The organism is Streptomyces sp. NPDC001922, from assembly GCF_042891165.1.
In the GTDB taxonomy this organism is placed as follows: domain Bacteria; phylum Actinomycetota; class Actinomycetes; order Streptomycetales; family Streptomycetaceae; genus Streptomyces.
Window position 1 is genome coordinate 103,387 of record NZ_JBIASV010000004.1, and the last position, 23,731, is coordinate 127,117.

The 23,731-nt window shown below is 72.8% G+C and carries 21 protein-coding genes; 8 read left to right on the forward strand and 13 right to left on the reverse strand.

The features are described from left to right. Positions 1–8 precede the first annotated feature (8 nt). The 3 genes from ACFYYR_RS08250 to ACFYYR_RS08260 are packed head-to-tail and all read left to right on the forward strand — an operon-like array spanning position 9 to position 2,361. Positions 9–773, forward strand: coding sequence for a LamB/YcsF family protein (locus tag ACFYYR_RS08250; RefSeq protein ID WP_388848402.1), 765 nt, complete (start codon positions 9–11; stop codon positions 771–773). After that, on the forward strand, positions 770–1,447 hold the full coding sequence (locus ACFYYR_RS08255; RefSeq protein WP_388848405.1) for an allophanate hydrolase subunit 1: 678 nt from the start codon (positions 770–772) through the stop codon (positions 1,445–1,447). The genes ACFYYR_RS08250 and ACFYYR_RS08255 overlap by 4 nt, the downstream gene beginning before the upstream one ends. Continuing rightward, entirely contained in the window at positions 1,444–2,361 is a 918-nt protein-coding gene (locus tag ACFYYR_RS08260; protein WP_388848408.1) for a biotin-dependent carboxyltransferase family protein, read from the forward strand. Before ACFYYR_RS08255 ends, ACFYYR_RS08260 begins: the two co-directional genes overlap by 4 nt. Positions 2,362–2,616: 255 nt before the next feature. Here the strand turns inward: ACFYYR_RS08260 and ACFYYR_RS08265 are convergent, their stop codons facing one another. From ACFYYR_RS08265 to ACFYYR_RS08295, 7 genes are all read right to left on the reverse strand, one after another. Next, positions 2,617–3,894: an MFS transporter gene (locus tag ACFYYR_RS08265; RefSeq protein ID WP_388848411.1), complete on the reverse strand. Its 1,278-nt coding sequence runs from the start codon at positions 3,892–3,894 to the stop codon at positions 2,617–2,619. Positions 3,895–4,448: 554 nt separating this feature from the next. Continuing rightward, on the reverse strand, positions 4,449–6,014 hold the full coding sequence (locus ACFYYR_RS08270) for an MFS transporter (protein WP_388849249.1): 1,566 nt from the start codon (positions 6,012–6,014) through the stop codon (positions 4,449–4,451). Positions 6,015–6,079: 65 nt separating this feature from the next. After that, positions 6,080–6,631 (reverse strand): TetR/AcrR family transcriptional regulator, encoded by a 552-nt coding sequence (locus ACFYYR_RS08275; protein ID WP_351509330.1) that lies wholly within the window; start codon positions 6,629–6,631, stop codon positions 6,080–6,082. A 327-nt stretch (positions 6,632–6,958) separates the two neighbouring features. Next, positions 6,959–7,942, reverse strand: coding sequence for an aldo/keto reductase (locus ACFYYR_RS08280; RefSeq protein WP_388848415.1), 984 nt, complete (start codon positions 7,940–7,942; stop codon positions 6,959–6,961). Positions 7,943–8,620: 678 nt separating this feature from the next. Next, complete coding sequence (locus tag ACFYYR_RS08285; RefSeq protein ID WP_388848418.1) at positions 8,621–8,827, reverse strand: hypothetical protein; 207 nt, start codon at positions 8,825–8,827, stop codon at positions 8,621–8,623. 656 nt (positions 8,828–9,483) lie between these two features. Further along, on the reverse strand, positions 9,484–10,941 hold the full coding sequence (gene argH / locus ACFYYR_RS08290) for an argininosuccinate lyase (protein ID WP_388848421.1): 1,458 nt from the start codon (positions 10,939–10,941) through the stop codon (positions 9,484–9,486). Positions 10,942–11,041: 100 nt separating this feature from the next. Next, entirely contained in the window at positions 11,042–12,235 is a 1,194-nt protein-coding gene (locus tag ACFYYR_RS08295; RefSeq protein ID WP_351509338.1) for an argininosuccinate synthase, read from the reverse strand. Positions 12,236–12,505: 270 nt separating this feature from the next. Here ACFYYR_RS08295 and ACFYYR_RS08300 point away from each other — a divergent pair, with 270 nt between their 5' ends. From ACFYYR_RS08300 to ACFYYR_RS08310, 3 genes are read left to right on the forward strand one after another with little or no spacing between them, the layout of a single operon-like run. Next, positions 12,506–13,888, forward strand: a complete 1,383-nt coding sequence (locus ACFYYR_RS08300; protein ID WP_388848424.1) for a ferric reductase-like transmembrane domain-containing protein — start codon at positions 12,506–12,508, stop codon at positions 13,886–13,888. A 4-nt stretch (positions 13,889–13,892) separates the two neighbouring features. Beyond that, on the forward strand, positions 13,893–14,378 hold the full coding sequence (locus ACFYYR_RS08305; protein WP_388848427.1) for an FMN-binding protein: 486 nt from the start codon (positions 13,893–13,895) through the stop codon (positions 14,376–14,378). Further along, entirely contained in the window at positions 14,375–15,148 is a 774-nt protein-coding gene (locus ACFYYR_RS08310) for an FAD:protein FMN transferase (protein WP_388848430.1), read from the forward strand. The genes ACFYYR_RS08305 and ACFYYR_RS08310 overlap by 4 nt, the downstream gene beginning before the upstream one ends. A gap of 105 nt (positions 15,149–15,253) precedes the next feature. On the opposite strand, the gene ACFYYR_RS08315 is transcribed toward ACFYYR_RS08310, so the two are convergent. From ACFYYR_RS08315 to argC, 5 genes are read right to left on the reverse strand one after another with little or no spacing between them, the layout of a single operon-like run. Further along, positions 15,254–15,817, reverse strand: a complete 564-nt coding sequence (locus ACFYYR_RS08315; RefSeq protein ID WP_388849252.1) for an arginine repressor — start codon at positions 15,815–15,817, stop codon at positions 15,254–15,256. Between the two features lie 5 nt (positions 15,818–15,822). Next, entirely contained in the window at positions 15,823–17,016 is a 1,194-nt protein-coding gene (locus ACFYYR_RS08320) for an acetylornithine transaminase (protein ID WP_388848433.1), read from the reverse strand. Then, positions 17,013–17,933, reverse strand: coding sequence for an acetylglutamate kinase (gene argB / locus ACFYYR_RS08325; RefSeq protein WP_388848436.1), 921 nt, complete (start codon positions 17,931–17,933; stop codon positions 17,013–17,015). Before argB ends, ACFYYR_RS08320 begins: the two co-directional genes overlap by 4 nt. Then, positions 17,930–19,102 (reverse strand): bifunctional glutamate N-acetyltransferase/amino-acid acetyltransferase ArgJ, encoded by a 1,173-nt coding sequence (gene argJ, locus ACFYYR_RS08330; RefSeq protein WP_388848439.1) that lies wholly within the window; start codon positions 19,100–19,102, stop codon positions 17,930–17,932. Before argJ ends, argB begins: the two co-directional genes overlap by 4 nt. Beyond that, complete coding sequence (gene argC / locus ACFYYR_RS08335; RefSeq protein ID WP_388848442.1) at positions 19,099–20,127, reverse strand: N-acetyl-gamma-glutamyl-phosphate reductase; 1,029 nt, start codon at positions 20,125–20,127, stop codon at positions 19,099–19,101. Before argC ends, argJ begins: the two co-directional genes overlap by 4 nt. A gap of 323 nt (positions 20,128–20,450) precedes the next feature. Here argC and ACFYYR_RS08340 point away from each other — a divergent pair, with 323 nt between their 5' ends. Then, positions 20,451–21,356, forward strand: coding sequence for a GNAT family N-acetyltransferase (locus tag ACFYYR_RS08340; protein WP_388848445.1), 906 nt, complete (start codon positions 20,451–20,453; stop codon positions 21,354–21,356). A 9-nt stretch (positions 21,357–21,365) separates the two neighbouring features. Here the strand turns inward: ACFYYR_RS08340 and ACFYYR_RS08345 are convergent, their stop codons facing one another. After that, positions 21,366–22,466 (reverse strand): hypothetical protein, encoded by a 1,101-nt coding sequence (locus tag ACFYYR_RS08345; RefSeq protein WP_388848448.1) that lies wholly within the window; start codon positions 22,464–22,466, stop codon positions 21,366–21,368. A gap of 321 nt (positions 22,467–22,787) precedes the next feature. On the opposite strand from ACFYYR_RS08345, the gene ACFYYR_RS08350 reads away from it, so the two are divergent. Continuing rightward, complete coding sequence (locus tag ACFYYR_RS08350) at positions 22,788–23,531, forward strand: VOC family protein (protein ID WP_388848451.1); 744 nt, start codon at positions 22,788–22,790, stop codon at positions 23,529–23,531. Positions 23,532–23,731 lie beyond the last annotated feature (200 nt).

Here is a 23,731-nt window from a genome sequence, read left to right on the forward strand (position 1 = left end):
GAAAAGCGATGCCAGGCACAGTCGTCGACCTCAATGCCGACCTGGGTGAGAACTTCGGACGGTGGACCCTCACCGACGACGCGGCCCTGTTGTCGATCGTCAGCAGCGCCAATGTCGCCACCGGATTCCACGCGGGCGACCCCAGCACCATCCGACGGGTCTGCGATCTCGCCGCGGAGCGCGGCGTACGCATCGGGGCCCAGGTCTCCTACCGGGACCTGGCCGGGTTCGGACGGCGGGCGATGGACGTGCCGCCGGACGAACTCGCCGACGAGATCACCTACCAGATCGGCGCCCTCCAGGTGTTCGCCCGGGCCGCCGGTGCGGACGTCGCCTACGTCAAGCCGCACGGCGCGCTGTACAACCGGGTCGTCACCGACCGGGAGCAGGCAGCCGCGGTCGTCGCGGGGATGCGGCACGCCGATCCGACGCTGCCGGTGCTGGGCCTTCCCGGCTCCGCCCTGCACGCCGCCGCGGAGGAGGCGGGCCTGCGGACCTTCGCCGAGGCGTTCGTCGACCGGGCCTACACCGCCGAGGGCACCCTGGTGCACCGGCGGCAGCCGGGGGCCGTCGTCACCGATCCGGACCGGATCACCGCGACGGCTCTCTCCCTGGCCCTCGACGGGAGGACGAGCACCCTCGACGGGGCCCATGTCGCGGTCCGGGCCCGGTCCCTGTGCCTGCACGGGGACACGCCCGGAGCCGTCGCCCTCGCCCGCCGGGTGCGGCAGGCGCTGGAGGAGGCCCAGGTCAGGGTGGAGGCCTTCGTATGAGGGTGATCCCGATCGGGGAGGACTCGCTGCTGGTCGACCTCGACGGCGCGGAACAGGCGCAGGCGCTGTACGCGGAGCTCCGGCGGCGCGGCGCGGAGGGAGAGCTGACCGGCGTCCGGGAGATCGTGCCCGCCGCGCAGACGGTGCTGCTCCGCGGCGTCGACGCCCCGGACGGGCTCGCGGCCGAGCTCCCGAGGTGGCACGTACCGCCGCTGACCCTGGACGACGGCCCGCTGGTGGAGATCCCCGTGCGCTACGACGGCGCGGACCTCGCCATCGTCGCCGCGCTGTGGGGGGTGGCGCCGGAGGAGGTGCCGGAGGTGCACGCGCGCCATGAACACCGGGTCGCCTTCTGCGGGTTCGCGCCGGGCTTCGGCTACATGACCGGGCTGCCCGAGGAGTACCACGTACCCCGGCGGGACACCCCGCGCACCTCCGTCCCCGCCGGGTCCGTCGCCCTCGCCGGGCCGTACACCAGCGTCTATCCCAGCTCCTCCCCCGGCGGCTGGCAGTTGATCGGCACCACCCGGCTCCGGCTGTGGGACGTGAACCGTGATCCGGCGGCGCTGCTGACACCCGGTACCCGGGTACGGTTCGTCCCGGAGGACCCGGCCCGGCCGGGTGCGGGGTCGGCGGCTGCGCGGCAGCCCGCGCGGAATGCGGGGCCGTCATGACGGGGGCCGGACTCGAAGTCCTCCGGGCGGGTGCCCTCACCACCGTCCAGGACCTGGGGCGCTTCGGCCACGCGGCCCTCGGGGTCCCGCGGTCCGGCGCCCTGGACCAGCCCGCGCACCGGCTCGCCAACCGGCTGGTCGGCAACGCCGCCGGGGCGGCGACCCTGGAGACGACCATGACCGGGGTCGCCCTGCGCACCAGCCGTCCCGTCATGGCCGCCGTGACCGGGGCTCCGGCCCCGGTACGGGTCGACGGCCGGCCGGTGCCCTGGGCGGCTCCGGTGCGGCTGCCCGCCGGAGCGGTGCTGGAGGTCGGCGCCGCGTCGGCGGGACTGCGCAGCTATGTGGCGGTCAGCGGCGGCATCGCGGTGGAACCGGTGCTGGGCAGCAGGTCCACCGATCTGCTCTCCGGTGTCGGTCCGCAGCCGCTCGCGGACGGGGACACCCTGCCCCTGGGCGGGCCGTTCGGGCATCCCGCCCCCGCCGACATCGCCCTGTGGCAGGCGCCGCCGCGGGAACTGGTGCTGCCGGTCCTGCCGGGGCCGCGCGACGACTGGTTCACCCCGGCCGCGTGGCGCACCTTCACCTCGGCGCGCTTCGCCGTCTCCTCGCGCAGCAACCGGATCGGGCTGCGCACCGAGGGGCCCGCGCTGGAAAGGGCGCGGCCCGGCGAACTCCCCAGCGAGGGCATGGTGCTGGGGGCCGTACAGGTGCCGCCCGACGGCAAGCCCGTGGTCTTTCTGGCCGATTGCCCGACGACCGGCGGCTATCCGGTCATCGGGGTGGTTCCCGAGGCGCATCTCGCCGCGGCAGCCCAGGCCGTACCGGGGCTGCCGGTGCGCTTCGTGACGGCGGCACGGCGCCCGCTGTCGGCCGCGGCCCGTCCGGCGCCCGCGGCAGCGGGGCGGGGCTGAGGGTCTGGGCCGACGGGACCGAAACGAGGCGAACAGACATCATGAGGCCCGGTGGGCCGCGGCGGGGACCGCGGCCCACCGGGCCGTCGGCCTTCTCCGGTGCCGCACCGGCTCCCCGGCTCGGCACGGGATTTCGGCTCACGCCGTCACGGGCCGTGGCACACGCGTCGCGGGCCTTCCGTGACGGAAGGCCCGCGACGTGCCGGCGGGGGAGGCGCCGGCCTTGGTGAGGAGTCCGAGCGGCCGCTCCGGCTCCTATGCCTCGAGTTCCTGGCCCCGGGTCTCGGGGAGGCCCAACAGGGCCACCAGCGCGATCACATAGCCGATCGCTCCGTAGACCAGGGCACTGCCCACCCCCGCGCTGCCCGCGGAGAATCCGACGGCCGTGGGGAAGAACGCGCCGACCGCGCGGCCCACGTTGTAGGTGAAGCTCTGCCCGGTGCCGCGGACCGTGCCGGGGTACAGCTCGGCGAGGAAGGAGCCGAAACCGGAGAAGATGGCCGACGAGCAGAAGCCGAGCGGGAACCCGAGGAACAGCAGCAGGGTGTTGGAGCCCGCGGGGATGTTGATGTAGGCCATCAGCAGACCCGCGCTGAGGACCGCGAAGAGCGCGAAGGACTTCTTGCGCCCCAGGAAGTCGGTGACGTACCCGCCGGTCAGATAGCCGCAGAACGCGCCGGTGATGAGCAGGAAGAGATAGCCGCCGGTGCCGACGACGGTGAGGCCCCGCTCGGCCTTGAGGTAGGTCGGCAGCCAGGTGGCGATGGTGTAGTACCCGCCCTGGACGCCGGTGGCGAGGAGCGACGCGAAGAACGTCTTGCGGGCCAGGTCGCCCTGGAAGATCGCCGACAGCGGGAGCCGGGTCTCCTCCTTGGCCAGGCGCTCGGCCACCGCGGGGGCGTCCTTGACGTTGCGGCGCAGGTAGAGCAGCAGCAGGGCCGGCAGCGCACCGGTGAAGAACATGACCCGCCAGGCGAGATCGGGCGCGACGGTGTCCATCACCACCGTCGACACGACGACGGCGAGACCCCAGCCGACCGCCCAGGAGCTCTGGATGAAGGCCAGTACCCTGCCCCGGTAGCGCGCTCGGGCGTACTCGGCCACCAGGACCGCGCCGGCCGCCCACTCACCGCCGAAGCCGAGGCCCTGGAAGGCCCGGCAGGCCAGCAGCATCGGGTAGTTGACCGCGAAGCCGCACAGCACGGTGAAGACCGCGTAGGTGCCCACCGTGATCATCAGCGTCCGGACCCGGCCGACCCGGTCGATCAGGACCCCGGCGAGGATGCCGCCGAACGCGGACACCAGCAGGGTGACCGTGGTCAGCAGGCCCGTCTGCGCCTGGGTGAGGCCGAAGTAGGCCGCGATGGCGACCATGCTCAGCGGCAGCACCTGGAAGTCGTAGGAGTCCAGGGCGAATCCGCCGAAGGCCCCCTTGAAGGCGCGTCGGCCCTGGGGCGTGAAGGACCGGTACCACCCGAGGCGGCCGGTCACCTCGTCGGCGACGGGCGGGGAGCTGGTGGGTGTGGCTGTCACAGGGCACCTCACAGGGGAAGGACGGCAGTCCAGGACGGATGCCGCGCCGCGCCGGCGAACGGACGGAGCGGACGCCGTGGCCCCGGCGACGCGAGGCACCGACGGCGGGCCGTCGACATGCATCCTGGCATGAGAGACAACGTAGGTATCGTTGAACGATCCCTCAAGAGTTCGGGAGAGATTTCCTCAGCATCGGTTGTGTCACGACCGCCGCGGCGGCCCGGAGCGGGGACCACCCACCCCTGGGCCGACGCGACGCCGGCCACGGCCGGCAGGGCCTCCGACCTGGGGCGTTACGGGTGCTGTACCAGGGCGGGCGGCACGGCGGGCCACCACACATGCGCAGGCAGGGGCGACGCCTGGAGGGTCATCGGGCACCCTGGGCGGGAGGCAAACGGCCCCGGCCGCCCCTCGACGCATCGAGGGGCGGCCGGGGCCGCACTCCCGTCGTGCGGGGCCCGCGCTCCGGCGCGGACCGCCGGAGGGGACCGCCGGAGTGCCGCGAGCCGGCGGCCGTCGGGCAGGCGCTGGTCCGGTGGCGGCGGACCGGGCCGTCAGCCCTCGGCTCCGGCGGCCGGGGCCGCTTCCGGCTCACGGCCGTCGCCCTCGGGCTCGTCCCGCTCGCCGTCCTCCAGCTTCTGGCCCCGCAGCAGGAACCAGGCCGCCGCGGCAGTCGCCAGGAGCACGAGGGCGCCGAGGCCGGCGGCGATCCGCAGCCCGTCGACGAAGGCCTCCTGCGCCGACGACAGCAGCGCACTCCGCACCCCGCCCGGCAGCCCCGCGGCCACCTCCACGGCACCGCCCAGCGACTCGTGGGCCGTGGCCGACACGGTGTCCGGCACGCCCGCCGGGGTGGTGAAACCGCGGTAGACACCGGTGACCACCGAGCCGAGGAGCGCGATCCCCAGCGCCGCGCCGAGTTCGTACGCCGTCTCGGAGACGGCCGATGCCGCGCCCGCCTGCTCCTTGGGGACGCTGGAGAGAATCACGTCCGCGGTGACGGTGAAGGAGAAGCCCGCACCGATGCCCACCACCAGCAGCGCCGCGCCGAGCATCGGGTAGCCCGCCCGCACGTCCAGCAGGGTCAGCACGGCGAGCGCGATGCCCACCGCGGCGAGCCCGCCCGCGACGACCATCCGCACCGAGAAGCGCCGGGCGAAGGTTCCGGCGACGAGCCCCGCGGACACCGCACCCACCGCGGCGGGCAGTTCGGCGAGCCCGGCCTCCAACGGCCCCCGCATCTGCACGAGCTGGAAGAACTGCGAGAGGAAGAAGACCAGTCCGGAGAGACCCAGGACGGTGAGCAGATCCGCCAGCACCGCGCCGGAGAAGCCCCGGTTCCGGAAGAGCCGCATGTCCAGCAGCGGCGCCCGGAGGGTGAGCTGGCGCCGGGCGAACACCACCAGGGCCAGGACTCCGACGAGCCCCGCGGCCACACCGTCCCAGCGGAGCCCGTGGGCCGCCAGCTCCTTGACGCAGTACACGACGCCGACCATGCCGACGAGGGACAGCGCGACACTGAGCAGGTCCCAGGGGCCGGGGGCGGGGTTCCGCGACTCGGGCAGCAGCTTGGCGCCGACGAGCACCAGGACGGCCATCACCGGAAGGTTGATCAGGAAGACCGACCCCCACCAGAAGTGCTCCAGCAGGAATCCGCCGACCACCGGCCCGACGGCCGCGCCCGCGGACGCCATGGCGCCCCAGATGCCGACGGCGAGGCTGCGCTCCCGGGGGTCCGGGAAGAGGTTGCGGATCAGCGCCAGGGTCGCCGGCATCAGCGTCGCGCCGGCGACGCCCATGAGCCCCCGGGCCACGATCATCATCTCGGGCGAGGTGGCGTACGCGGCCAGCGCCGAGAGCCCGCCGAACGCCACCGCACCGCTCAGCAGCAGCTTCTTGCGCCCGACCCGGTCGCCGAGGCTGCCCATGGAGACCAGGAGTCCGGCGATGACGAAGGAGTAGACGTCCCCGATCCACAGCAACTGGGTGCCGGACGGGCGAAGATCCTCGCTGAGGAACGGCGTGGCCAGACCCAGGACGGTCGCGTCGACCGCCACCAGCAGCACGGCAAGCACCAGGACGGCGAGCGCGATCCAGCGTCCGGGCGCTCCGCCGGATATCGCACCTCCCCCTCGCTTCCGGCCGGTCGTACCCGAGGCCGACAGACGCTCGGCGGTCTCGCTGCTCACTGCTCCACTCTCCGAATCATTCCGCCGAGCAGCAGCTCGGCGACCAGGTAACCGGCGTCCTTGGACGCCACTCTGCCCTCCTGGACGGTCCAGGCCGAGGCGGCGATCAGGGCGTAGAGCGCCTCGGTCAGCCAGGCGGGGGTCAGGTCGATACGGAACAGGCCCTGCTCCTGCCCGCGCCGGAAGAGGGCGCCGACCCGCTCGTCGATCCGGTTCCAGCCCTCGTCCATGAGTTCGGGCTCGAACAGCTGGTTCTCGCTGTAGAGGAAGGCCAGGAATCCGGAGACCGGAACGGCCTCCGCGACGAGCCGGCGCACCGCCTCGACCGGGTCCCCCTCGTCGATCCGGGCCGCCGTCACACAGGCCTCCACCTGCCGCACGCCGAGCCCGCCGAGCGCCTTCACCAGGGCGTCCCGCCCGGCGAAGTGCCGGTGGAGGGTCGCCCGGCTGATGCCGGCGGCCTTGGCGATCTCGTCCATGGAGGCGGTCGCCTTGCGGCTGAGGAGGGCGGCAGCGTCCCGCAGCACCCGTTCACGATCGACTGACATGAGACAACTCTAACCCGTATGAGACATCATTGTCTCACGCGATACGCAGACGACTCCCATGAGGCGGCAGCGTGTAATGACCAACAGGCGGAGAGCTACCGGCGGGACACACTGAGGCCGCAGCCCTCGATGCCGGGCTGCAGGCAGCCTCCTGGATGGCGAGCGGAGGCGCCCGCAGACCCTCAGCCCGCTCGGCGATCGGGCACGAACCGCGGAACCCCTCCGAGCGCCGGACCGCGGGCTTCCGCCCTCAGCCGAGGACGTCGAGCGCAGCAGCAGTGCGTCCGGCCGGTGCGCCCTCGCGGACGAGGCGGCCGGCGCCGGGGGTCAGGTCCACGGCAGCCGGGACCGGTGCCGCCAGTACGCGGCGGGCTCCTCGGCGATCCCGGCGAGCGAGGCGATGTCGCCGTCCTCCAGCCGGAGTTCGGCGGCGGCGAGGTTGGACGCGAGCTGGCCGGGGGCGGCCGCGCCGGACAGGACGGTTCCGGCCCACGGCTCGTGCAGCACTGCCGCCAGCGCCACCGTGTCGCACCCGACGCCCTGCCGCTCGGCGATGCGGGCCACCTCGGGCGGCGCCACCTCGGGTGCGGCCAGCCGGCCGTTGGCCATGGACTCCTTGACGATGACGTGGAGGCCCGCGTCCCGCGCCTCGGCGAGCGCCGCACCGGCCGAGCTCTCCAGCACGTTGTAGGTGGACTGCACGCTGCGGAAGAGCCGTTCGCCGTCCACCATCACCTCCAGGGCCGCACGGATCGCGTCGGCCTGGGCGGGCCCGCTGGTGGAGAGGCCGACCGTGACACCCTCCGCCGCCAGGCCGGCGAGGCGCTCGTGGAGTCCGCGGTCGGTCAGGGCCGGGCTCTCCGGGGTGACGGAGTGGATCTGGTACACGTCGAGCCGGTCGCCCAGGACCGCCCGGGTCTCGGCGTACTGGCGGTCGAACGCCGCCGCACTGTGGTCCTTGACCTCGTGCACCTCGGCGTCGGTGCGCCAGTCGGCGGTGTAGGTGTAGCCCCACTTGCTGCCGACCACCACGTCCCGGACGTCGGGGCGGCGGCGCAGCCAGTCGGCTAGGAACTCCTCGGACCGGCCGTAGGAGCGCGCCGCGTCGAGATAGCGCACGCCGCGGGCGTATGCGGCGTCCAGCAGGGCGTGGGTGTGCTCGCGCAGCGCGTCGACCGTGCGTTCCGCCGGAAGGTCGCGGTGGCGCCCGAGGTTGATGTACCCGGGCCGGCCCACGGCGGCGAGGCCGAGTCCGATACGGGCCGTCGGCGCGGTCTCGTCCGCACCTCCGGCACGGCGGGCGAATGCCATTCCGGCTCCCTGACGTGCTGTCCGACGGTGGGTTCGCCCGTCACCGTAGCCGATGACGGCGCCCTGCCCCGCAGGTGGCGGGCGGTTCCGCGGGCTGCGGCAGAAACGGGCAACCGAGTCGTGCGGGCCCGAGCGGCGCCGGACTTCCCCGGGTGCGTGATGTCCCGGAAGGTCACACTGCACCCCGGAGCGCTCCCATTAATCATGTGTGGTAAGCGTTCGCCCCATGAGACGCTGGCGGCCGGTTCACCGCGGAACGGCGTGGAGCGTCCACCGGAGCCGGTGGCACGGTGCCGACGGCCACTCGGCTCCCGTGGCTCGGGAGTTCGGAGCTCGACGTCGATGAACCCCCGTGTCGACGAGGGCGACGTCCGGCAGGAGAAAGGGCTTTCCGTTGCCATTCCGATGCACGCGCCATTGCCGGACCGAATTCGATCGCGCGACACACCGATTTCCCGAAGTACTGCGCACCACCGCCGGAAAGGCTCTCGGTCATTTCGATTCACGCCGTGCGCAGGGCCGTCACGCGACATGTCCGGGACCCTCGGGTGAGAAATGGAGAAGCCTCCCGGAGGCCCTCGGTCCCGGGCCGTCCAGGAGGCTTCCTTTCCCCCTCGCCAAGTGGCTTGTCGCGAAAAGCCGCCCGCCCCGTCGGTGAGCCGGCAGCCCTGCGGCGCCTCACGTCGTCAGTACCGGCCCGGCGAGCAGCCGACCGCCCTGCAGAGCCATGGCCTGCACCGATGCCCCGGCGAGCGCGGCGAACGACGCGTGGTGGTCATCGCCCGCCGCCGCGGCCGCCGGCAACAGCGCACGTGCCGCCGCACCCCCGGTCAGTCCGCCGCCCAGCAGCCGCGCAACGGCCGTACGACCGAAAAGCCTTTCCATGACTCCCCCTTCGACAATTCCCTGAACAGTGGCCGTGTATCCCGTCCTCATTGCTGTCTCCCCCCCATACATGACGGCTCCGGCGACGGACGCACTTCTCCCTCGTCCGCACCGGGCACGGGCCTTGATATTCCGCCCGTGGCGCTGCCGTGCTCAACTGGTATTCACTCTAAGGGGAGGCACTGACAATGAGCCCCCCAATTCCGCGCGGAGCGGGCTCGGAGGGCTGTACATGCGGGCGGCCGGGCGGGGACATGCCCGGAATGGGAAGGGGGCGCGAGCAGCGCCGCTGCGGTCCGCCCGGAGCATTCGGCGGCCCGGACGGAGGCGGGCCGCCCACGCCGAGCAGGCCTCTGACCAGGCAATTCCGCGCGGAGCAACGGTCCATGGGGGTACGGCGGCCCCCGGCCCCCCGCCTCGGAGCGAAGCCCTCCGGGGCAGGGCCCGGAAGTGCCGTACGGACGCGCGTAACAGAACAGGAACAGAAGAGAACGGACAGGCGGGAACACGAGGAGCCGGCCCGGCGGGAGACGTACGGGAGGGTGCCGCGCAGCGGTGTGCGGTCCCGGCCGGTGGACGGAACGGGCCCCGTTCCGGGCGGTCGTATCGCTCGGAACGGGGCCCTGCGGCCGTCGCCGGCCGCGTGGCGCGGCCGGTCAGCCCTTGGCCGCGGCCCACTCCTGCTGCCGGGTCAGATCGGCCTTGACCTCGGCGAGTTGTGCGGCCACCGCCGACGGCGCCGTGCCGCCGCGGCCGCTGCGCGCGGCGAGCGCGCCCGGCACATTGAGCACCGTGCGGACCTCGGGCGTCAGGTGCGGGGAGATCCCGGCGAACTGCTCGTCCGTCAGCTGGTCGAGCTCGATGCCGTGCGCCTCGCACTCCTTGACGCACTCCCCCGCGACCTCGTGCGCCACCCGGAACGGAACGCCCTGCCGGACCAGCCACTCGGCGATGTCCGTGGCGAGGGAGAAGCCCGCGGGCGCCAGCTCCTCCATGCGCTCGCGGTTGACGGTGAGCGTCGCCATCATGCCGGTGAACGCGGGGAGCAGCACCTCGAGGGTGTCGCAGGAGTCGAAGACCGGCTCCTTGTCCTCCTGGAGGTCGCGGTTGTACGCGAGCGGCAGCGCCTTGAGGGTGGCCAGCAGACCGGTGAGGTTGCCGATCAGGCGGCCGGACTTGCCGCGCGCCAGCTCCGCGATGTCCGGGTTCTTCTTCTGCGGCATGATCGACGACCCGGTGGAGAAGGCGTCGTGGAGGGTGACGAAGGAGAACTCCTTCGTGTTCCAGATGATGATCTCCTCGGCGATCTTCGAGAGATCGATGCCGATCATGGCGGTGATGAAGGCGAACTCGGCGACGAAGTCCCGGGACGCGGTGCCGTCGATGGAGTTGCCGGCGGAGCCGCGCTCGAAGCCCAGGTCGGCGGCGACGGCCTCCGGGTCGAGACCGAGCGAGGACCCCGCGAGCGCACCCGAACCGTAGGGCGACACGGCCGTGCGCTCGTCCCACTGCCGCAGCCGTTCGGCGTCCCGGCCCAGCGCCTGGACGTGCGCGAGGACGTGGTGGGCGAAGAGCACCGGCTGGGCGTGCTGGAGGTGCGTGCGGCCGGGCATGGCGACGTCCGGGTGGGCCTCGGCCAGGCCGATCAGCGCCCCCTGGAGATCGGCGATCAGGCCGCCGATGATCCGGGCGTGGTCGCGGAGGTACATCCGGAAGAGGGTCGCGACCTGGTCGTTGCGGGAGCGGCCGGCGCGGAGCTTGCCGCCGAGGTCGGGGCCGAGCCGCTCCAGCAGGCCGCGCTCCAGGGCGGTGTGCACGTCCTCGTCGGCGATGGTGCCGGTGAACGAGCCGTCGGCGACATCGGCTTCGAGCCGGTCGAGACCGGCGAGCATGCGCTCCAGCTCGTCGGCGGTCAGCAGCCCGGCCTGGTGCAGCACCCGGGCGTGCGCCCGCGACCCGGCGATGTCGTACGGGGCGAGCCGCCAGTCGAAGTGGACGGACGCCGACAGCTTGGCCAGGGCCTCGGCGGGTCCGTCGGCGAACCGGCCGCCCCAGAGCCGGACGTCACCGGACGCCTTCTCCTGCGACTCCTGCGACTGCGCGCCGTTGCTCAACTCTCTGCTCCTCGTGGCTGGGATAGACGCCCGCCTCCCCACCGGGGGCGGGGAGGCGGGCGGTGGTACGGACGTTACCGCGGGGCGGCGTGGATCCCCGTCAGGCCAGGTCGCGCTTGGCGGCGATCTTCGAGGAGAGGCCGAAGATGTCGATGAAGCCCTGCGCCTTGGACTGGTCGAAGGTGTCGCCCGAGTCGTAGGTGGCCAGGTTGAAGTCGTACAGCGACTCCTCGGAGCGCCGGCCGGTGACGACGGCCCGGCCGCCGTGCAGGGTCATCCGGATCTCGCCCGACACATGGGCGTTGGCCTCGGCGATGAACCCGTCCAGCGCGCGCTTCAGCGGCGAGAACCACAGGCCGTCGTAGACGAGCTCGCTCCACCGCTGCTCGACCTGCCGCTTGTAACGGGCCAGCTCGCGCTCGACGGTGACGTTCTCCAGCTCCTGGTGGGCGGTGATCAGCGCGATCGCGCCCGGGGCCTCGTAGATCTCCCGGGACTTGATGCCCACGAGCCGGTCCTCGACCATGTCGATCCGGCCGATGCCCTGGGCGCCCGCCCGCTCGTTGAGCTGCTGGATCGCCTGGAGGACGGTGACCGGCTTGCCGTCGATGGCGACCGGGACACCCGCCTGGAAGGTGATGATCACCTCGTCGGCCTCGCGGGGCGTGGCCGGGTTCTGGGTGTACTCGTAGACGTCCTCGATCGGCGCGTTCCAGATGTCCTCCAGGAAGCCCGTCTCGACGGCGCGCCCGAAGACGTTCTGGTCGATGGAGTACGGGGACTTCTTGGTGGTGGCGATCGGAAGGTTCTTCTGCTCGCAGAAGGCGATGGCCTTGTCCCGGGTCATCGCGTAGTCCCGGACCGGGGCGATGCACTTCAGGTCGGGCGCGAGGGAGGAGATGCCGGCCTCGAACCGCACCTGGTCGTTGCCCTTGCCGGTGCAGCCGTGCGCCACGATCGAGGCGTTGTGCTTGTGCGCGGCGGCGACGAGGTGCTTGACGATGGTCGGCCGGGAGAGGGCCGAGACCAGCGGGTAGCGGTCCATGTACAGGGCGTTGGCCTTGATCGCCGGGAGGCAGTACTCGTCGGCGAACTCGTCCTTGGCGTCGGCGACCTCGGCCTCCACGGCACCGCAGGCGAGCGCGCGCTTGCGGATGACGTCCAGGTCCTCGCCGCCCTGGCCGACGTCCACGGCAACGGCGATGACCTCGGCGCCCGTCTCCTCGGCGATCCAGCCGATGGCGACGGAGGTGTCCAGGCCGCCCGAGTAGGCGAGTACGACGCGCTCGGTCACGGGTTTCTCCTTACGGTGCAAACGCTGATGGGTATAAGTATGCAGCCCTCTGCATGATTCGTCAATGTCGGCCCGCGCGGAGTCGTACCGTCCGGTCGGCCCGCCCCGCGGACGCCCCGCCGGACCCGTTCCCGGCCCGCCGTCGGGCCCGCCGGCCACCCGTAACCGGAACCGAATGAGCAACCCGGCCCGGAGTTGCGTACCAGTGGGCGAGCCCCGGCGCCTCGTAACCGTCCCGGGGCGATCCGGGAGGGCGGCACCGTGGCAACGATGCAGATGATTCAGGAGGGCGGCAGGGCCGCCAGACGACGGGCGGAAGCGCGGATGCGGCCACGCCGCTCCCCCGCCACACCCCTATTGGTCGTGCTGTGGGCCGGGGTGGCGGGCGTGGTGGCGCTCTGGTGGCAGGGCACCACCGCCGTGACGGCCACCGCCGACTGGCTCACCGGGGCGGGGCGGATCACCGGGCTGCTGGCGGGCTACTCCACCGCCGTGGTGATCGCCCTGATGGCCCGGGTGCCGGCGCTGGAGCGACGTGTCGGCTCCGACCGGGTGGCCCGCTGGCACGCGATGGCGGGCCGCTACACGGTGTTCCTGGTCCTCGCCCACTTCCTGCTGATCCTGGGCGGCTACGCCGTCGAGGCGGGCACCGGCCTGGTGGAACAGACCGTCACCGTGGTCCTGGAGTACCCCGACATGATCGAGGCCACGATCGGGACGGTCCTGCTGCTGGTCATCGGCGGTGTCTCGGCCGCCGCCGTCCGCCGGCGGCTGCGCTACGAGACCTGGTACTACCTGCACCTGCTGACCTACGCCGCGGTCTACCTGGCCTTCTGGCACCAGCTGTCCACCGGCTCCGAGTTCGCCGCCGTCCCCGCCGCGCAGACCGCCTGGTACGCGCTGTACGGCACGGTCACCGCGCTGGTGCTGTGGTATCGGGTCCTCGCCCCCGTCCGGCTCAACCTCCGGCACCGGCTGCGGGTGGAGTCCACCGTCCAGGAGGCGCCGGGGGTCACCTCGGTCATCATCCGCGGCGAACGGCTGGACAGACTCGACGCGCAGGCCGGGCAGTTCTTCCGCTGGCGCTTCCTCGCCCGCGAGCTGCGCTGGACCTCCAACCCGTACTCGCTGTCCGCACCGCCCGCCTCCGGCCTGCTGCGGATCACCGTCAAGGAGGCCGGGGACCACAGCGCGGCCCTGGCCGGCCTGAGCCCGGGCACCCGGGTGTGGGCGGAGGGCCCGTACGGAGCGCTCACGGCGGCCCGCCGGCAGCGCGGCCGGGGCACCAAGGTCCTGCTGATCGCCGGCGGCGCCGGGATCACCCCGCTGCGGGCGCTCTTCGAGACGATCCCCGCGGGCCCCGGCGACCTGACCCTGCTCTACCGGGCGCGCAGCCAGGAGGACCTGGCGCTGTGGGGCGAGCTCCAGGCCATCGCCCGGACGCGCAAGGCGCGGCTGCTGTACGCCGTCAACGGCCCGGACGGCGAACGGCCGGAGATCAGCGCCGAGTCCCTGAGCCGCGTGCTGCCCGACATCGAACGGCACGACGTCTACCTGTGCGGACCTCCCGGCCTGGCCGAGGAGTCCTATGCGGCACTGCGCGAGGCCGGAGTCCCGGCCCGGCGAATCCACCACGAGTCCTTCGAATTGTGAGCCCATGAGAACGCACCCGATCCGCCGCATTCTGCTGACCAGTGCGGCCACCGTGTCCGGCGTCGTCCTGCTGCTGGCCCTCAAGGCCCCCGGCCTGCCGGGGGCCTCCGCGGAGGCGGGAGCTCCCGCCGCGCAGGCGAGCGCCCCGGCGCAGCCCGGGAACGCCGGGGGCCAGGAAGCCGGGCAGGCCCCGCCGTCGTCCGGAGGGGAGAGCGGCGCCCGGACGGTCACCGGGAAGGCCGTGCGCACCGACTACGGGCCGGTCCAGGTCCGGATCTCCCTCTCGGGCGGCCGGATCACCGCGGCGACCGCCGCGCAGGCCCCGTCGTCCAGCCCGAAGTCGAAACAGATCACCGCCAAGGCGGTGCCCCGGCTCGGTGAGGAGGCCGTGGCGGCGCAGAGCGCGGAGATCGACGCCGTCTCCGGCGCCACGTACACCAGCCAGGGCTACCGGGAATCCCTGCAGAGTGCCCTGGACGAGGCCCGATGACCGACCTCCGGCGCGTGCGCCGGGTCGAACACGCCATGGGGACGGTCTTCTCCTTCGACATCCGCGGGGAGGGCGCGGCCCAGGCCGAGGCGGCGGTGGAGGCGGCGGCTCGCTGGCTGCACCGGGTGGACGAGCTCTTCTCCACCTACCGGCCGGAGAGCGAGCTGAGCCGGCTGTCCCGGGGCGAGCTGACCCAGGCCGAGTGCGATCCGCTGATCGCGGAGGTGCTGTCGCTCTGCGAGTCCGCGGAGGCGCGCAGCCACGGCTGGTTCAACGCCCGCTACGGGGGCCGCCTGGATCCGACGGGCCTGGTCAAGGGGTGGGCGGTGGAGCGCGCCTCGCTGCTGCTGACCGCGGCCGGGGTCACCGACACCTGCATCAACGGCGGCGGGGACATCCAGTTGAGCGGCCGGCGCGAACCGGGCGGCCCCTGGCGGGTGGGGATCAGCGATCCGCTCCATCCGGGCCGGTTCGTGACCGTGGTGGAGGGCGAGGGCGAGCTCGCGGTGGCCACGTCCGGCACGGCGGAGCGCGGCTGTCACATCCTGGACCCGTACACCGGCTCCCCGCCCCGGCACGGGCTCGTCTCGGTCACGGTGCTCGCCCGCGGACTGACCGCAGCGGACGCCTGGGCGACGGCGGCGTTCGCCTGGGGACCGGGGTCCCGCGAGTGGCTGGAGGAACTGCCGGACGTGGAGGCCTTCGCCGTCACCGCGGACGGCAGCACCTGGTGCACCGCGGGGTTCGGGCAGTTCGCGCCCGTCGCCTGAGGGCCCTGGTCCGGCGGGGCGGCGCGGGGCACGGGGCCGCCGGTCCCACGGTGCGGGCGGGCCGGGCCCCGGGTCCCGTACCCGGAGCCCGTCGGCGGCCGGCGCTCAGCGGGCCTTCTGGGCCAGGCTCAGCAGGTGGTCGGCGAGCGCCTGCCCGCCGTCCGGGTCCCGGCTGATGAGGAGCAGCGTGTCGTCCCCGGCGATGGTGCCGAGGATGACGTGCAGCTCCGCCTGGTCGATCGCCGAGGCGAGGAACTGGGCGGCCCCGGGCGGGGTGCGCAGCACGACGAGGTTGGCGGACGCCTCGGCGGAGATCAGGAGTTCACCGGCGAGCCGGCGCATCCGCTCCTCCTTGGCCGACTCGCCGAGCGGCGCCTGCGGGGTGCGGAAGCCGCCCTCGCTCGGCACGGCGTAGATCAGCTCGCCGCCGGTGTTGCGGATCTTCACGGCGCCGAGCTCGTCCAGGTCGCGGGAGAGCGTCGCCTGCGTGACGGAGAGACCGTCGTCGGAGAGGAGCTTCGCGAGCTGGCTCTGCGAGCGCACCGGCTGCCGGTTGAGGATGTCGACAATCCGCCGGTGGCGGGCGGTGCGGGTCTGGGGAACGGCCGGTCCTCCCCCGGGCTCCGTCTGGGGGGACGCCCAGTTCTCGGTGTCCTGCGCCTCGGTCATCGTCGTCATTCTCCGGATCGTCGGTCCCCGTGTGCGGCGTCGAGGACGGCCGGGAGGGCCCGGAGGAACGCGTCCGCCTCGTCGTCGCCGAGGATGAGCGGCGGTGCCAGCCGCACCACGTCGGGTGCGATCGCGTTCACCAGGAGGCCGGCGTCCTGTGCCGCCCGCTGCACCTGCGGTGCAGCGGACTCGGTGAGCACGATACCCAGCAACAGGCCCGCACCGCGGACATGACCGACGAGCGGGTGGCCGAGCGCCTCGATGCCGGAGCGCAGCCGCTCGCCCGTCCGCTTCACCCGGTCGAGGATGCCCTCGTCCCGGATGGTGTCGAGGACGGCGAGCGCGGCGGCGCAGGCGACCGGGTTCCCGCCGAAGGTGGAGCCGTGCTGACCTGGTGTCAGCAGCTCCGCGGCCGGCCCGAACGCGACGGTCGCGCCGATCGGCAGGCCGCCGCCGAGGCCCTTGGCGAGGGTCACGATGTCGGGCTCGACGCCCTGGGCCTGGTGCTCGAACCAGTGGCCGGTGCGGCCGATGCCGGTCTGGATCTCGTCGATCACCAGGAGCGTGCCGGTGGCCCGGGTGATCTCCCGTGCCGCGGCCAGATAGCCGCGCGGCGGCACGATCACGCCGTTCTCGCCCTGGACGGGCTCGATGATCAGCAGCGCGGTGTCGGTGGTGACGGCGTCCCGCAGCGCGTCGGCGTCCCCGTACGGCACATGGGTGACGTCGCCCGGCAGCGGCCGGAAGGGGTCCTGCTTGGCGGGCTGGCCGGTGAGGGCGAGGGCGCCCATGGTGCGGCCGTGGAAGCCTCCGGTGGTGGCGACCATTCCGGTCCGGCCGGTCCGGCGGCCGATCTTGATCGCGGCCTCGACCGCCTCGGCACCGGAGTTGGAGAAGTAGACCCGTCCGGGGCGGCCGAAGAGCTGGATCAGCCGCTCCGCCAGGTCGACCACCGGTTCGGCGACGAAGAGGTTGGAGACATGGCCCAGGGTGGCGATCTGGTCGGAGACGGCCCGGACGACCGCGGGGTGGGCGTGTCCGAGGGCGTTGACGGCGATGCCGCCGACGAAGTCGGTGTAGGCCGTGCCGTCGGCGTCCCAGACGGTGGCCCCCTCGCCGCGGACCAGCGGCACGCGCGGGGTGCCGTAGTTGTCCATCAGGGCGCCCTGCCAGCGCTGTGTGAGCTCCTGGTTGGTCATGACTCCCCCTCGGCCTCGGTGTCGTCGGTGGTGCCGTCCGGCACGACCATGGTGCCGATGCCCTCGTCGGTGAAGATCTCCAGCAGGATCGAGTGCGGCACCCGGCCGTCGATCACCCGGGCGGTGTTGACGCCGTTGCGCACGGCGTGCAGGCAGCCCTCCATCTTCGGGACCATGCCGCTCGCCAGCTCGGGCAGCAGCTTCTCCAGCTCGGCGGCGCTGATCCGGCTGATGACGTCGTCGCTGTTCGGCCAGTCCTCGTACAGGCCCTCGACATCGGTGAGGACCATCAGGGTCTCGGCGTTCAGCGCGGCGGCCAGCGCCGCGGCGGCGGTGTCGGCGTTGACGTTGTAGACGTGCCCGTCGTCGGCGCTGCGGGCGACGGACGAGATGACGGGGATGCGGCCGTCCTCCAGGAGCGCCCGGATGGCTCCGGTGTCGGTCTCGGCGATCTCTCCGACGCGGCCGATGTCCACCTGCTCGCCGTCGATGTCGGCGTACCGCTTGGTGGCGGTCATGGTGTGGGCGTCCTCGCCGGTGATGCCGACGGCGAGCGGGCCGTGCTGGTTGAGCAGGCCCACCAGCTCCCGCTGCACCTGGCCGGCGAGGACCATCCGGACGACGTCCATCGCCTCGGGCGTGGTGACCCGCAGCCCGGCCTTGAACTCGGAGACCAGGCCCAGCCGGTCGAGGTGGGCGCTGATCTGCGGTCCGCCGCCGTGGACGACGACCGGCTTGAGCCCGGCGTGCCGCAGGAAGACGACGTCCTGCGCGAAGGCGGCCTTCAGCTCCTCGTTGACCATGGCATTGCCGCCGAACTTGATGACGACGGTCTTGCCGTGGTGCCGGGTGAGCCAGGGCAGCGCCTCGATGAGGATCTGTGCCTTGGGCAGTGCGGTGTGCTTGCGTGCGGTCATGAGGAGTACGCGCTGTTCTCGTGGACGTAGTCGGCGGTCAGGTCGTTGGCCCAGATGACCGCGGACGCGGTGCCCTCGGCCAGGTCGGCGGTGATGCGCACCTCGCGGTAGCGCATGTCGACCAGGTCGCGGTCCTCGCCGACCGAGCCGTTGCGGCAGACCCAGACGTCGTTGATGGCGACGTTGAGCCGGTCCGGGTCGAAGGCCGCGGAGGTGGTGCCGATCGCGGACAGCACCCGGCCCCAGTTGGGGTCCTCGCCGTGGATGGCGCACTTGAGGAGGTTGTTGCGGGCGATGGACCGCCCGACCTCGACGGCGTCGTCCTCGGTGGCGGCGCCCACCACCTCGATGCGGATGTCCTTGGAGGCGCCCTCGGCGTCGCCGATGAGCTGGCGGGCGAGATCGTCGCAGACCGCGCGCACCGCTTCGGCGAACGCGTCCTGCCCCGGGGCGACCCCGGAGGCTCCGGAGGCGAGCAGCAGCACGGTGTCGTTGGTGGACATGCAGCCGTCGGAGTCGATCCGGTCGAAGGTCGTCCGGGTCGCGTCGCGCAGCGCCCCGTCGAGGCCGGGGGTGTCGACGTCGGCGTCCGTGGTGAGCACGACGAGCATGGTGGCCAGGCCGGGCGCGAGCATGCCGGCGCCCTTGGCCATGCCGCCGACGGTCCAGCCGTCCGCGGACTCGACGACGGCCGTCTTGTGCACGGAGTCGGTGGTCTTGATGGCGATGGCGGCCTTCTCGCCGCCGTGTGCGGAGAGCTCCGCCGCGGCCTTCTCGACGCCCGGCAGCAGCTTGTCCATCGGGAGCCGGATACCGATCAGGCCGGTGGAGGCGACGGCGATCTCGCCCGCGCTGTGCCCGTCCGGATCGCTCCCGCTCAGGACGTCGGCCACCTTCTCGGCGGTGGCGTGGGTGTCCTGGAAGCCGACCGGGCCGGTGCAGGCGTTGGCACCACCGGAGTTGAGGACCACCGCCGAGACCCGGCCCCCCTTGAGGACCTGCTCGGACCAGAGGACCGGGGCGGCCTTGACGCGGTTGGAGGTGAAGACGCCCGCGGCGGCCCGTCGCGGCCCGGTGTTGACGACGAGCGCCAGGTCCGCACCACCGTTCTCCTTGATTCCGGCAGCGATGCCCGCCGCCGTGAACCCCTGTGCTGCCGTGACGCTCACGGTGCGACTCCGATCATGGAAAGTCCCAGGTCCTCGGGGAGTCCGAGGGCGATGTTCATGCTCTGCACCGCGCCGCCCGCGGTGCCCTTCGTCAGGTTGTCGATGGCCCCGATGACGACCACGCGGCCCGCCGCGGCGTCCAGGGCGACCTGGAGCTGCGCGGCGTTGGAGCCGTACACGGCGGCGGTCGACGGCCACTGGCCCTCCGGCAGCAGGTGCACAAACGGTTCGTCGGCGAGCGCCTTCGCATACGCCTCGCGCAGCCGCTCCTCGGTCGTGCCGGGCTTCGCCTTCGCCGTGCAGGTGGCGAGGATGCCGCGGGGCATCGGCGCGAGGGTCGGGGTGAAGGACACCGAGACCGGCTCACCGGCCGCCGCGGAGAGGTTCTGGATCATCTCGGGGGTGTGCCGGTGGACGCCACCGACCCCGTACGGGCTCATGGAGCCCATGACCTCGCTGCCCAGCAGATGCGGCTTGGGCGCCTTGCCCGCGCCGGAGGTGCCGGACGCGGCGACGATCACGGCCTCCGGCTCGACGAGCCCGGCCGCGTACGCCGGGAAGAGCGCGAGGGAGACGGCGGTCGGGTAGCAGCCGGGGACGGCGATGCGGCGGGTGCCGCGCAGCGCCGCGCGGGCGCCGGGGAGCTCGGGAAGGCCGTAGGGCCAGGTGCCCGCGTGCGGGGAGCCGTAGAACTTCTCCCAGTCCTCCGCGTCCGCAAGCCGGAAGTCCGCGCCCACGTCGATGATCAGCACCGCGTCGCCGAGCTGCTCGGCGACGGCGGCGGACTGCCCGTGCGGCAGCGCCAGGAAGACCACGTCATGGCCGGCGAGGGTGTCCCCGGTGGTCGGCTCCAGCACCCGGTCGGCGAGCGGCAGCAGGTGCGGCTGGACGGCGCCGAGCCGCTGACCTGCGTTGGAGTTCGCCGTCAGGGCGCCGATCTCGATCTGCGGATGCCCGAGAAGAAGCCGCAGGAGTTCCCCTCCCGCGTATCCGCTCGCTCCGGCCACCGCTGCCCGCACTGCCATCGAAACCTCCTCATCGATGGCATGACTATACGGAATGCAGCAGCTTTATGCAATGAATATGCGGTGGCCCCTCGGGGGTGGGGCCGCCACCGAGCAACGCCCGCCAGGAGTTTTCGTCAAAGTGTCAGGGCCCACATCAGGAGCGATGCGAGGGTGACCGCCGGTCGGCCCGTTCGGGGAGGCGGACCGCTCCGGGAGGGAATGGGGCCACGCGGCCACAACTGCACCTGAGCGAGACCCCGTTACTCAATCCCGGTGACCCGTGAGTGAGGATGGGCGGCAGCACAGATCGGCCATCGCCCTTCACCAGGAGTCTCCGAGCCATGCCGTTACTCACGGAGGTTGCCCTACGGCCCTACGGTCCCGCGGATGAGTCCGCGGCTCTGGATTTGATCAACGCTGACCGGCTGCCGGGGCAGCCACGGGCGACGGCCGCCATGCTGGCCGAGGCTCTCGTCGGCCGCTCCCGGGCCGACATCGACTGGTGGGCCGAGCTCGACGCACCGAGGACGGACGTGGCCACGGGCCCCGGGGGAGAGGTGCTCGGCATCGTCTCCTACGCCTTGCGGCGCCAGGACGATACCGGGCTGATCCTGTGGGCACACTGCCACGAGAACCCGCTGGTCGCCCGCGCGTTGATCGACCATGCCACGAGCGCCTTCACCCCCCGCGCCGTGGACGCCTTCCACCTCACCTCGGCACTGACGCTCGGCCTCGAGGCACTACCGGTGGGGCACCGTCCGGCCACCCGCACGGCGCTGGAGCGGTCCGGGTTCGTGGGCGAGCGGCGATGGCGCTACCTGCGCCGGGGACTACCGGCCCCGGAGCTGCCGCGCGCCGACGGCGTGACCGTCGGGCCGGGAACGGACGATGACCCGTTCTCCCGCTATCTGATCGCGCGGGAGGCGGGGGCGGTCACGGCGGAGGCGCTGATCGGCACCTGGGACGGTTGCGGTGCCCTGTGGTGGATCGGTGTGGAGGAGTATGCGCGCGCTCGCGGGCTCGGCCGCCGGCTCCTGGGCAGCGCCCTGGAAACGCTCGGGGATCTGGGCGCGACGCAAGTGATCCTGCTTCTCGACGACGCCGACGAGGCCACCGCCCAGGAGGTGCAGGACCGTACCGCCGCCGGCGCACTCTACGACCGGGCAGGGTTCGCTGAGATCGACCTGCTCCACGCCTACACTCGCCCGGCCACCAGGACACCCGCGGGCCTGGCACCGACTTCATGACACAGCGCCCTAGGACCGCGTCGCCCTCCCGCACTCCTCCCCCGAGGGCTCGCCCCGCCCGACCGGCGCGCTGCGGTCGTACGGGTCGACCTCCGCGCCGGCTCCGTCCGCCCGGCGGTCCGCGCCGAAGGGCGGGGTGAAGTAGCCCGTGGGGGCGCCGCAGCCGCCGTTGGTCATGTCGTATGTGTACGAGACGATCGAGAACGTGCCCGGCTCGGTGATCACCTCGTCAGGGTCGTCCCAGCTCAGGACCAGCTCGCGCCGGACGATCGTGCGCACGATCTCGTCGTCGCCGCCGGCGTCCGCGCGGGTGACCGGGTAGACGAAAGTGATGTCGGCGGTCACCTGGAGCGCGCCGCGCTCGCCCTCCCGGTAGGTGAGCAGGCCCCGGGTCTTCACGACGTCGCCGACCAGGTGGGTGCGGGAGGGCTGGAAGCGGCTGAAGAGGAGCAGGGGGTCGTTCTTCTCGCTCGGGGTTCGGAAAGCGGTTTTCAGAAGGTCTTGGACGTCCTTCTGGTGCGGGTTGATCAGTGCAATCGCCTTCTCGGGGCGCTCACCCCGCAGCACTCCGCGGTCCAGGCCGGACGCGACGAGGAAGTCCCGGCTGCGGGCGAGGGCCCGCTCGACCTCGGCTGCGCTCATCCAGCCGACCGCCCCGGCCTTCGGCACGGTGATCCCCGCCGCTCCGCTCGCCCAGCCCGCCGCCGGCGAACCGCGGAACGGCTCGTCCATGGTGGGGCGTTGGGCCGCCTCCGGCGGGGGTGCCTGGGTCGGGCGGGCGGTCTCCGCCGCCAGCGGTGGGGAGTCAGGGGCGTCACCGGCGAACAGGTCCACGATCCATCCCGGCGCGAGCGCCACCACCAGCAGCACCAGCGAGGCCAGCAGTCCGACCACGTACCAGCCCGCGCGCCGCTCGGGCCGCGCGGGCGGGTAGCTGCGCCAGCCCTCCGCGCCGCGGCCGGGCTCCGCGCGCAGCCGCTTCGCCACCTCGCGGGCCCGCGCCGACGGCTCCTTGGGCGCGTCGGCGGCGCCCGCCACCGACTCGCGCAGAAACCGCTCCCACTCCTCGTCGGACCTGGACGAACCGTCCGGCTCGGTACCCGCACCCATCCCCGAAACCCCCTGGCAGCCAGTAGACCGCGGCCCCTCCCCCTGGGACGCGTCCGCATAATGACACAGGGCGCTGACAGCGAGGCCGGCCGGACGGTGTGGCCACGCCTCCCTTTCTCAACTGGTTATCAACTGGCCGACCGGAGCGCTCAGTCACACCGGACCGTTGTGACCCAGCGCTTCACCGGGCGAGCGAACAGGTGACCCGACAGGGCCGAGCGCTCCGGTCGGCGAGCCGGACCCTGCGGCCGGCGAGCGAGTCGATCTCAGTTCGGCGATCGTGCCCGCGCCGCCGCAGAGCGGCTGCATAAGATCACCGGCATGGCTCTGCGACCTGTTCAGGTGAACATAAAGGCTCTTGACGACTCGGCGGTCGGCCGGTTCTGGGCGGAGGCGCTCGGCTGGGGTGTTTCCAGCGAAGCACCCGGCGTGACCAATGTGGAACCCGGCGGCGGCTTCGTCTGGCCGGACCCGGCCGCCGTCTGCATCGACGTCGTCACCGTCCCGGAGCCCAAGACGCCGACGAAGAACCGTGTGCACCTCGATCTCGCCACCACCTCCGCGGCCCATCAGGCGGAGTGGGTCGCGCGCCTGAAGGCTCTCGGTGCGACGCCCGCCGACGTGGGCCAGGGCGACGTGCCGTGGACGGTCCTCGCCGACCCGGAGGGCAACGAGTTCTGCGTCCTTGAGCCTCGGGAGATCTACCGGGACACCGGGCCGATCGCCCGGGTCATGGTCGACTGCGTGGATCCGCGGGCCATGGCCCGGTTCTGGGGCGAGGCGACGGACTGGAGCCTGCACGAGGTGACCGACGACCATGCGGTGCTGCGCTCCGCCAAGGGGGTCGGCCCGTATCTCGAGTTCCTCCGTGTGCCCGGCGTGAAGACCGTGCCGGACCGTACCCACCTCGACCTGCTGCCGTACGCCGGTGACGACCAGGAGGCGGAGGTGACCCGGCTGCGGGCCCTCGGCGCCACCGACCTCGACCTCGGCCAGGGCGACGTCTCGTGGAGGTGTCTGGCCGACCCGGAGGGCCACGAGTTCTGCGTGCTCGGCAGGTCCTGACGCGGGGCCTTGACGACACCCCGGCACGTGGGCCTTGTGTGCTCATGTGCCATGTCCCCGAGTGGGTGGAGTTGCGGCGTCTCGGTCGATGCGGGCGACGGGAGCTTGCGTGTCGGGGGCGAGGCGAGAGCGTGCGTGCCGGGGGCAGGATGAGCCCGCTCGCCGGCCGCGGCGCTCAACTCGCCGACCGAAGCGCCGAG

What these genes read in the sequence shown, in the direction of transcription:
- ACFYYR_RS08250 (WP_388848402.1), top strand. Translation starts at nt 9, where the DNA reads ATGCCAGGCACAGTCGTCGACCTCAATGCCGACCTGGGTGAGAACTTC.
- ACFYYR_RS08255 (WP_388848405.1), top strand. Translation starts at nt 770, where the DNA reads ATGAGGGTGATCCCGATCGGGGAGGACTCGCTGCTGGTCGACCTCGAC.
- ACFYYR_RS08260 (WP_388848408.1), top strand. Translation starts at nt 1,444, where the DNA reads ATGACGGGGGCCGGACTCGAAGTCCTCCGGGCGGGTGCCCTCACCACC.
- ACFYYR_RS08275 (WP_351509330.1), bottom strand. Translation starts at nt 6,631, where the DNA reads ATGTCAGTCGATCGTGAACGGGTGCTGCGGGACGCTGCCGCCCTCCTC.
- ACFYYR_RS08280 (WP_388848415.1), bottom strand. Translation starts at nt 7,942, where the DNA reads ATGGCATTCGCCCGCCGTGCCGGAGGTGCGGACGAGACCGCGCCGACG.
- ACFYYR_RS08285 (WP_388848418.1), bottom strand. Translation starts at nt 8,827, where the DNA reads ATGGAAAGGCTTTTCGGTCGTACGGCCGTTGCGCGGCTGCTGGGCGGC.
- ACFYYR_RS08300 (WP_388848424.1), top strand. Translation starts at nt 12,506, where the DNA reads ATGCAGATGATTCAGGAGGGCGGCAGGGCCGCCAGACGACGGGCGGAA.
- ACFYYR_RS08305 (WP_388848427.1), top strand. Translation starts at nt 13,893, where the DNA reads ATGAGAACGCACCCGATCCGCCGCATTCTGCTGACCAGTGCGGCCACC.
- ACFYYR_RS08310 (WP_388848430.1), top strand. Translation starts at nt 14,375, where the DNA reads ATGACCGACCTCCGGCGCGTGCGCCGGGTCGAACACGCCATGGGGACG.
- ACFYYR_RS08315 (WP_388849252.1), bottom strand. Translation starts at nt 15,817, where the DNA reads ATGACCGAGGCGCAGGACACCGAGAACTGGGCGTCCCCCCAGACGGAG.
- ACFYYR_RS08320 (WP_388848433.1), bottom strand. Translation starts at nt 17,016, where the DNA reads ATGACCAACCAGGAGCTCACACAGCGCTGGCAGGGCGCCCTGATGGAC.
- argB (WP_388848436.1), bottom strand. Translation starts at nt 17,933, where the DNA reads ATGACCGCACGCAAGCACACCGCACTGCCCAAGGCACAGATCCTCATC.
- argC (WP_388848442.1), bottom strand. Translation starts at nt 20,127, where the DNA reads ATGGCAGTGCGGGCAGCGGTGGCCGGAGCGAGCGGATACGCGGGAGGG.
- ACFYYR_RS08340 (WP_388848445.1), top strand. Translation starts at nt 20,451, where the DNA reads ATGCCGTTACTCACGGAGGTTGCCCTACGGCCCTACGGTCCCGCGGAT.
- ACFYYR_RS08345 (WP_388848448.1), bottom strand. Translation starts at nt 22,466, where the DNA reads ATGGGTGCGGGTACCGAGCCGGACGGTTCGTCCAGGTCCGACGAGGAG.
- ACFYYR_RS08350 (WP_388848451.1), top strand. Translation starts at nt 22,788, where the DNA reads ATGGCTCTGCGACCTGTTCAGGTGAACATAAAGGCTCTTGACGACTCG.